General features: G+C 73.8%; 6 protein-coding genes. All 6 read right to left on the bottom strand.

The window, feature by feature from the left end:
* Positions 1-143 precede the first annotated feature (143 nt).
* The 6 genes from trxA to murJ all read right to left on the bottom strand — a co-directional run bounded on the left by trxA (position 144) and on the right by murJ (position 8,312).
* Entirely contained in the window at positions 144-470 is a 327-nt protein-coding gene (gene trxA / locus ACFQ87_RS03385) for a thioredoxin (protein WP_380608872.1), read from the bottom strand.
* Positions 471-601: 131 nt separating this feature from the next.
* Entirely contained in the window at positions 602-1,567 is a 966-nt protein-coding gene (gene trxB, locus ACFQ87_RS03380) for a thioredoxin-disulfide reductase (RefSeq protein ID WP_380608871.1), read from the bottom strand.
* A gap of 194 nt (positions 1,568-1,761) precedes the next feature.
* Positions 1,762-2,739, bottom strand: coding sequence for a hypothetical protein (locus ACFQ87_RS03375; protein ID WP_380608870.1), 978 nt, complete (start codon positions 2,737-2,739; stop codon positions 1,762-1,764).
* Positions 2,736-3,500 (bottom strand): RNA polymerase sigma factor SigM, encoded by a 765-nt coding sequence (gene sigM / locus ACFQ87_RS03370; RefSeq protein WP_380608869.1) that lies wholly within the window; start codon positions 3,498-3,500, stop codon positions 2,736-2,738. Before sigM ends, ACFQ87_RS03375 begins: the two co-directional genes overlap by 4 nt.
* A 45-nt stretch (positions 3,501-3,545) precedes the next feature.
* Positions 3,546-5,549, bottom strand: a complete 2,004-nt coding sequence (locus ACFQ87_RS03365; protein WP_380608868.1) for a protein kinase family protein — start codon at positions 5,547-5,549, stop codon at positions 3,546-3,548.
* A gap of 306 nt (positions 5,550-5,855) precedes the next feature.
* The gene (gene murJ, locus ACFQ87_RS03360) at positions 5,856-8,312 is read right to left on the bottom strand and encodes a murein biosynthesis integral membrane protein MurJ (protein ID WP_380608867.1); all 2,457 of its coding nucleotides are present in this window, start codon (positions 8,310-8,312) and stop codon (positions 5,856-5,858) included.
* Between the last annotated feature and the right edge of the window lie 46 nt (positions 8,313-8,358).

The following is an 8,358-nucleotide window of genomic DNA, read 5'->3' as shown; positions in this document are numbered from 1 at the left end:
GGGTGGGGGGGTGGGAGGGGAGGGGGGGGCGGTGTGGTGGTGCTGTTGGGGGGGAGGAAGGCGAGGGGGGGGGGGAGGAGGGGTGTTGTCCCCCCCCCCCCCCCCCCCCCCCCCCCCCGCCGTTCGGTTGAGGACCGAAGGGCCTAGTACAGGCCGTCCAGCTCGCGCAGCAGCGCGGCCTTCGGACGCGCGCCGGTGATCTGCTTCACCGGCTGGCCGCCCTTGAAGAGGATCAGCGTCGGGATCGAGATGACGTTGTACTCGGCGGCGGTCACCTGGTTGGCATCCACGTCGAGCTTGGCGACGGTCAGCTTGTCGCCGTGCTCGGCCGCGATGTCCTCCAGGACCGGGGCGACCTGGCGGCACGGGCCGCACCAGGTGGCCCAGAAGTCGACCAGTACGGGCTTCTCGCTGTCCAGGACGTCGGACTTGAACGTCGCGTCGGTGACGATGGTGGTGGCGCCGGCCACGGGAACTCCTCGGGTTCGGACGGAGGGGGCTGCCAGGAGAACAACGGGAGGGCCGTTTCTGTTTCTGCCTGGCCGGGGCGGGGGTGTTCCACGTGGAACACCCCCGCGGGGATCGGTCGGTGGCGAGGGGGTCAGACCGCCACGGCGGCGGCCTTGGACTCCAGGTCGTCCAGCGCGGCGAGGTAGCGCTCGGCGTCCAGCGCGGCGGAGCAGCCGGTGCCGGAGGCGGTGATGGCCTGGCGGTAGGTGTGGTCCACGACGTCGCCGGCGCCGAACACGCCCTCGATGTTGGTCCGGGTCGAGGGGGACTCGACCTTGAGGTAGCCCTCGGCGTCGAGGTCCAGCTGGCCCTTGAACAGGTCCGTGCGCGGGTCGTGGCCGATCGCGATGAACAGGCCGGTGACGGCCAGCTCGCGGGTCTCGCCCGTGGTGGTGTCGCGCAGGGTGACGCCGGTCAGCTTCGGGTCGCCGTGGATGGCCTCGACCGCGCTGTCCCACTCGAAGCGGATCTTCGGGTCGGCGAAGGCGCGCTCCTGCATCGCCTTCGAGGCGCGCAGGGTGTCCCGGCGGTGGATGATCGTGACGCTCTTGGCGAAGCGGGAGAGGAAGGTCGCCTCCTCCAGGGCGGTGTCGCCGCCGCCGACCACCGCGATGTCCTGGTCGCGGAAGAAGAAGCCGTCGCAGGTCGCGCACCAGGAGACACCGCGGCCGGAGAGCTTGTCCTCGTTCGGCAGGCCCAGCTTGCGGTGCTGGGAGCCGGTGGTGACGATCACGGCGCGGGCCTTGTGCACATTGCCCTCGGAGTCGGTGACGGTCTTGATGTCACCGGTGAGGTCGACCGCGACGATGTCGTCCGGGATCAGCTCGGCGCCGAAGCGCTCGGCCTGCGCCCGCATGTTGTCCATCAGCTCGGGGCCCATGATGCCGTCCCGGAAGCCCGGGAAGTTCTCGACCTCGGTGGTGTTCATCAGCGCACCACCGGCGGTGACGGCCCCCTCGAAGACCAGCGGCTTGAGGGAGGCACGGGCCGTGTAGAGCGCAGCCGTGTACCCGGCCGGGCCGGAACCGATGATGATCACGTTACGGACGTCGCTCACTGCTTCTCCTGGTTCGCATCGCGACCCGCGTTTGCTGCGGGGAGGGCGGTCCTGCTCCGCCGCCCGGGACAACGACTGACCAGTCTCTCGCATTCCCAGGCCGATCAGTACCATGCACCCGCAGTGTGGGAGCGGCGTGGCGTCCTGGTCGTCGATCGCATGGGAACGGTCCCGCGACGGCTGGGAACGCCTGGTCAGCCCTTGGGGACGGTCCGCTGCAGCACGATCGGGCCGCAGTCGGGGGAGCGCAGGTAGACGTCCACGAACCCGGCCCGGCCGGGGGCCGGGTAGACCAGGACCTCGACCGGGGCGCCCTGGAAACTACCCCGGTCGGTGGCCAGCGGGGTGCCTGCGGCGGGGGCCGGACAGGAGGCCGGAGGAGAGGCCGCGGCGGAGTTCGGGGTGGCCGGGGTGTTGAGCTCCGGCCGGATGCCCTCGGCGGGTGCCGCGGCGTCGGACTTGGCGGGACCGGTGGCGCGCGGACCGGGAGCGGTGCCGGAGCGGGCCAGCAGCTGCTGCACCTGGGCGGTGAGTCGGTCCTCCTGGTAGACGGTGACCGGACCGGTGCTGCGGGGGGTGCGGGCGCTCTGGTCGGCGGCGGAGGTGCCCGCCGGGGCGCCTGCGGCGACCGAGGGGCGGTCGGTCGGGTCGGAGGAGTTCAGCAGCAGCGCCCCGCCGAGTCCGAGGGCGGCCAGTACGGCGGTCGCGCCGAGGAGCAGACCGGCCCGCCGTCGGCGCGGGCGAGGGCGGCCGGGCCCGGTGGCGGAGGCGGGGCGGGACGGGGGCGCGGAGGGCGCCGCTGCGGCCCGTACGGACGGAGCCGGGGTGACCGTCCGGTGGTCGGTTCCAGCAGCCTCCTGGGGGCGGCCGGCGGCTTCGGCGTGGGCGGCTTCGGCGTGGACGGCTTCGGCGCGGGCGGCCTCGGCCAGGGCGGCGTCCAGCCGGGCGGCGACGTCGACGGGCATCGGCTCGGGCTCGACGGCGCCGAGCAGCGCCTGCACCTCGGCCAGCGCGTCGACGGTTTCCCGGCACTCGGCGCAGCCGTCCAGGTGCCGGCGCAGCGCCTCGGCGGTCGCGGCGGGCTCGATCAGGCCCTCGGCGAGGTCGGCGAGCTCCTCGACGGAGGGGTGGGCGTCGGCGGGTTCGGGGGAGGAGAGGGGGGCGGTCGTCATCGCGTGCTCGCATCTCCTTCCAGCATCGTCCGGCCGGTGCTCGGGCCTGTCCCTGTGACGGTGCGGGGGCCCGACGGGTTCCCCGGGGTGCCCCGGCGTGACGGCGGGGCCGCGCCGGGGGCGCTCGGTGTCTCTCGTACGGGTGTCCCGCGTCCCGGTGTTCCGCGCCCTGGTGTTCCACGTGGAACACCGGACCCGTCGTCCGTCTCGCGCAGGTGCCGGACCAGCGGCAGCAGCCGGGCCCGGCCGCGCGCGCAGCGGCTCTTCACGGTGCCCACCGGGACGCCCAGCAGCTCGGCGGCCTCGGCGACCGGGTAGCCCTGCATGTCGACCAGGACCAGTGCGGCCCGCTGCTCGGGGGGCAGCTCGGCGAGCGCCGCGGTCAGCTCGCGGTGCACCTCGGCCCGGACCACCGGGGAGTCGGCCGGTTCGGCGGAGCCGACCAGGGTGTCCAGCCTCTGGGGGTCGTCGTCCAGCGGGGTGGTGCGGCGGGTGGCGCTGCGCCGGGCGCGGTCCAGGCAGGCGTTGACCACGATCCGGTGCAGCCAGGTGGTGACCGCCGAGCGCCCCTGGAAGCCGGCGGCGGCCCGGAAGGCGGAGACCAGGGCGTCCTGGAGGGCGTCCGCCGCCTCCTCACGGTCGCCGAGGGTGCGCAGGGCGACCGCCCAGAGCCGGTCGCGGTGGCGGTTCACCAGCAGTCCGAAGGCCTCCGGATCGCCGGCGACGTGCCGGGCGAGCAGCGTCGCGTCGTCGTCCGCCACTGTTCTCCCTCGTCCCGCCGTCGTTCCGGTGTGCGGACCGTGCGGTCAGCCGGAGACCTTGACCTCGGCGACGTGGCCGCGGTACCTGCCGTCGGAATCCTTGTTTAGAGAGGTCAGCCAGATCAAGAGGTAACGCGTGGTGACCGGCGAGTCGAGGGTGTACTCGACATTGGTGCCGGACTTCTTGGCGACGACGGTGAAGCTCTCCGGCCTGGCCTGCGTCGGGTTGGCAGCGGCCGCCGCCGTGGGCACCCGCAGCTCCGCGGCCTGCTCGCCGCCCTGGAACTGGACGTTCACCGAGGAGACCGACTGCGGCGAGCCGAGGTCGATCATCAGCCCGGTGCCCGACTTGAGGGCGGGCGGCTTGGGGCCGAGCTGGTCGACGTACCAGCCGGTGGTCCAGGCGGTGTTCGGGTCTCCGTCGATGGCGTTCTTGACGGTGTCGGTGCCCTCGGGCCCGTCGCCCAGCGGGTTGTACGACTCCGCGCCCTTGATGGTGATCGGCACCGGCGTGTGCGTCGTCGGTTGCGCGCTCGGCGCGGTGGTGCTGACCGTCGTGGGCTGCGGGGTGGTGACGGTCTGACCGGGGTTACGCAGGCTGCCGACGAACTGCCAGGAGGCGACGCCGATCGCGCCCAGCGCGACCGTCCAGGCGGTGGCCTTGACCACCCGGCGCAGCCGCCGCTTGGTGCGCCGGGAGGCGGTCGGTCGGGAGGAGGCCGGCAGCGGGGAGACCGTCGTGTCGGCCACCCGGGTCGGGTTGGGCGCGGTGGGCAGGGCGTGGGTGTTGTGCCTGGGCGGGGCCTGGAAAGCGGGCAGCTCCGGCTCGGGCTGGCGGATCTTGGGCAGCCGGGCGATCGCCCGGACCAGCTCCTCCGGGGTGGTGATCGGCTCGGCGTGGTGCGGCGGGTGGTCGAACAGGGCCCGCGCGGCGAGCTCGGACAGGCCCTTGTGGACGCCCGCGCGGACCTGGTCCGGTGCGGCGTTCTGCAGGCCCTTCGGCAGCCCCTGGAGGTCGTAGCGGTCCTCGGGGTACGGCCAGCGGTGGGTGAGCGCGGCGAACAGCAGCGCGCCGATCGCACGGGTGTCGGTGCGCTGGGCGTCCTCGCCGGAGTCCTCGGCGGGCAGCCCGCGCAGGGCGGCGTCCACCGCGATGCCGTTGATCCGGTACTGGCCGCTGTCGGTGCGCAGCACGCAGCGCGGGGTGAGCCGCAGGTGGGCCTGGCCGCGGCGGTGGGCGGCGGCGACCGCGTCGGCGACCTGGCGGACCATCTGGTACGCCTCGTGCGGCTCCATCGGGCCGTTGACGAGCAGCTTGGCGAGGTCGGAGGCGCGCGGCAGCCACTCCCGCACGACGTAGACCAGCTCGCCCTCCTGGACGGCGTCCAGGACCTGTACGAAGCGCGGGTCGCCGAGCAGGGCGGCGGACTTGGCGGCGGCCAGTACCTTGCGGGCACGCTGGTGGCCGGAGGCCATCAGGTGGACACCGACGGCCCGGCGCAGCTTCTCGTCGACGGCGCGCCAGCTGCTGAAGGTCTCGGTCTGGGAGATGCACTCCTCCAGCCGGTACCGGTGGCCGATCATGTCGCCGCTGTGCCGCATCGGCGCCGGGAGGGTGCGCGGGAGGGTGGCGGTGTCGCGCGGGTCGACCGTGGGCTGCGGGTCGGTGGGGGGGCGCTTGGCGGCGGCGGGCTCCGGAGCTGGGGCGGGCTTCTTCGGGGCGGAGCCGGCGGCCAGTTCGGCGGCGATCTCCTGGACCGAGAGCGGGGCGGTGATCTCCGAGGTCTCCTCGCCGAGGGAGGCCCCCGGCAGGGGCTCCGCGGGAGCGTCGGCGTCGTCGGCCGTGGGGGTTTTGTCGTCGGCCGCGCCGGCCGCCTCGTTGTTGGTCTCGTCGTCGGCCTCGGGGGCGTCCGGGGAGGAGGCGTCGGCGACGTCCGCCGGGGCGGCCTTCCCGTCCCCGAGCTCGTCGATCGCCGCAGCCAGCGCGGCCTCGTCCGCCGCCGCGTCAGCTGCTGACGTGTCGACGACCGCCTTGGTGCCATCAGCCACCGTGGTCCTGCCTCCCCTTGTGTCGCCCCGGCTTGAGAGAGTCGCTGGAGCCCGCGGATTGGCCGCCCTGTGCTCCAGGACAATTGTGCCCACTCTTCTCCACCGGGTACGACCGCTGAAAGGTCCGCTCGGTTGCCTACGGGTGGAGAGATGTGGTGCAGATCCGACACCGGGCCGCCACCTTGTGGGCCCGGGGGTGCCCGGTACAGGTGGCGGCACAGCACTCGGCCGGACGGGCGGAGGCGGTGGTCGCCCCGGTTGACGCCCGGTCAGGGCGCCCGCTCGTCCGGCCGGTTGACGTGGTGGTCAGCGGCCCAGTCGGCCGCGGACCATGCCCAGCATGGCGTTCATCTCCTCGATCCGCAGACGCTTCGCGATGAACACAAACACCAGCATCTGGAGGCCGCCGCCCAGGACCACCGACAGCACGCTGCCCGGCCAGCCGGCCAGCACCTGCTGGACCGCCAGGCTGACGCCGAGGCCGACCACCGCGGCCGGGACGCAGGCGGCGGCCAGCCGGCTGTAGGTCTTGCCGATCCGCTTGGTGTCCAGCCCGCCGATCTTCTTCTTCAGCTTCGGCACCGCGACCGTCACTCCGACGGCGTAGGCGAGGCCGTAACCGAGGGCCATTCCGGTCACGGTCCACTGCGCGGGCAGCGCGACCCAGCAGATCAGCGAGAAGCCGGCCTGGCAGGCGGCGACCCAGACGGTGTTGGAGAACGGCGTCCGGGTGTCCTCGTAGGCGTAGAAGCCGCGCAGCATCACGTACTGGGCCGAGTACGGGATCAGCCCGAGCGCGAAGGCCGAGAGCATCAGACCGACGTTGGTCGCGTTGTCCAGGGCCGTGCTGCCGCCGCCGACCGCGTAGATCGAGCGGCCGATCGCCGGGCCGAGCGCCAGGAACAGGAAGGCCGCCGGGACGACCGCCACCGCGGTGGTGCGCAGTCCGTACGACAGGTCGTCGCGGACGGCGCCGGCGTCCTCGTCGGCCGCCGCCCGGGAGAGCCTGGGGAGCACCGCGCTCATGATCGAGACGGTGATGACGGCCTGCGGGAGCTGCCAGATCAGCAGGGCGTTGGAGAAGGCCGACAGGCCGACACCGCCGTGACCGCCCTGTTCGGCGGCGCTGCCGGCGGCGGTGGCCAGCTGGGTGATGACCAGGTAGCCGGCCTGGTTGGCGAGCACGAAGAAGAAGGTCCACTTGGCCAGCCGGGCCGCCTTGCCGAGGCCGTGGCCACGCCAGTCGAAGCGCGGACGGAAGTGGAAGTCCGCGGCCCGCAGGTACGGGATCATCGCCAGCGACTGGACCACCAGGCCGAGCAGGGTGCCCAGGCCGAGCAGCCGGACGCCCTCCGGGGAGATGTTCTCCGGGGTGACCTGGGTGCCGTTGTAGCCGCCGTAGACCCAGATGTACGCACCGAAGGTGAAGATCACCACGATGTTGTTGAGGACCGGGGTCCACATCATCGCGCCGAACCGGCCGCGGGCGTTCAGGATCTGGCCCATCACCACGTGGACGCCCATGAAGAAGATGGTCGGCAGGCAGTAGCGGGCCAGCGCCACCGTGGTGTCCGCGCGGGCCGGGTTCGACATCATCGGGTGCGCGATCAGCTGGACCAGCAGGGGCGCCCCGAGCACCGCCAGGAACACCACGCCGCCGAGCCCGACCATCACCAGGGTGAGCAGTCGGCTGGCGTAGGCGGTGCCGCCGTCCTCGTCGTTCTTCATGCTGCGCACCAGCTGCGGCACGAAGACCGCGTTCAGCGCGCCGCCGCCGATCAGGATGTACAGCAGGGTCGGCAGGGTGTTCGCCGCGTTGTACGAGTCACCCATGACCGCGATGCCGATCGCACCGGCGATCACCATCGTCCGCAGGAAGCCGGTGCCCCGGGAGACCAGCGTGCCGGCCGCCATGATCGCGCTGGAGTTCAGCAGGCTGGCGACCTTGCCGCCGCCACCGCCGGAGGCCGGGGCCTGCTCGGCGGGCTGTGCCTGCTCCTGCGGCTGCGCGGCGCGCTCCTCGGCGAGCTCCGCCAGCGGCTCGACCGCCGGGGGCACCGCGACGGCGGCCACCTGCATGGTGGCCTCCTCCTCGGAGAGCGGCGGGTCGAACTCGATCGGCGGCACGAAGGGGCGCTGTCCGTCCGGGCCGCCGTGCTGCGGCTGCCCCGGGTAGCCGCCCACCGGCGGGTAGGGCGCGGCCGGGGGCATCGGCGCGGCCGGCTGGGCCGGGACGGGCTGGGGGATCGGCGGCGGGGCCGCGGCCTCGGCCTGGTGGCCGCCGAACAGCGCGTCCACCCCGACGTACTCGGTGGTCTCGGTGTCCCAGGCCGAGTGCGCCGGGCCCGGCTCCCACTGCGGCCGGGGCTGTTCGGCGCCGGCCCACTGGCCGCCGTCCTGAGCCGGCTGCTGCGGCCAGGCGGTCTGCGCCGGGGTGTCCCAGCCGGGCTGCGTCGGCGGCACCGGGGGCGAGAACGGGTTCGGCGACGAGAACTGGGCCGGCGGCACCGGCGTCGGGTAGCCGCCGCCCTGCGGCGGCAGCTGCGGCGGCACGTCGTACGCGGTGGCCGGCGGCTGTGGGGCCTCGGGCCGCCCGGCCTGCAGGCCGTACGGGTCCTGGTCGTCCTGCGGGGTCCCGTACGCGTCGGCCGCGTACGGGTCCTGGGCGTAGGTGTCGGCCACGTACCAGTCGCCGGACGGCGACTCGGCGCCCGGCCGGCTCTCACCGCGGCCCGGCGGCCGCTCCTCGCTGCGCCCGGTCATGTCACCTCTTCGCTGTCGTGGGGGGAGGCCGACCCGGCGTTACGGG

The organism is Kitasatospora sp. NPDC056531 (assembly GCF_042794375.1).
Taxonomy (GTDB): Bacteria; Actinomycetota; Actinomycetes; order Streptomycetales; family Streptomycetaceae; genus Kitasatospora.
Note: the sequence above shows the minus strand (reverse complement) of the source record. Positions and strands in the feature narration are given on the sequence as shown.

Coding starts and splice junctions, on each gene's coding strand:
- ACFQ87_RS03375 (WP_380608870.1), bottom strand. CDS start 2,739: ATGACGACCGCCCCCCTCTCCTCCCCCGAACCCGCCGACGCCCACCCC.
- murJ (WP_380608867.1), bottom strand. CDS start 8,312: ATGACCGGGCGCAGCGAGGAGCGGCCGCCGGGCCGCGGTGAGAGCCGG.